Origin of the sequence: Halomonas eurihalina (assembly GCF_008274785.1) — a bacterium.
Taxonomy (GTDB): domain Bacteria; phylum Pseudomonadota; class Gammaproteobacteria; order Pseudomonadales; family Halomonadaceae; genus Halomonas; species Halomonas eurihalina.
The window spans coordinates 1-326 of sequence record NZ_VTPU01000052.1 but is presented as its reverse complement, the minus strand read 5'-3'; the positions used below and the strand labels follow the sequence as shown (position 1 = coordinate 326).

General features: G+C 62.0%; 1 pseudogene. It reads left to right on the top strand.

Annotation, left to right across the window (positions count from 1 at the left end):
* A pseudogene (locus tag FZZ93_RS18375) lies at nucleotides 1-326 on the top strand (hypothetical protein); the annotation flags it as partial.

Genomic DNA, 326 nt, shown 5'->3' with positions numbered 1-326 from the left:
TATAGCCTGGCGGGTGCCGGTATTTCTGCCAACGTGACCAGCCTGCAGATGGCGATGATGCAGTGGGAGCTGATCCGCCGCTACATGGAGGAAGGCCCCGATGCCGTGCCTGAGCGTGCCGACGATTACAGCGTGGCCTGGTACAAGGACGAGATGGCCCGGCAGAGGCGGCGCTACGAGCGGGAGGGCAAGCCGTTCTGGCATTACCGTCTCAAGTGCTGGATGGAGCTGGGATATTTCGCCAGCTGGTACACCGAGTACCGAGTCAATCACGTGTTACCCAAGGCAGCCCCCGAAGGCTGGCTGGCAGAATGGTCACAGCCGCT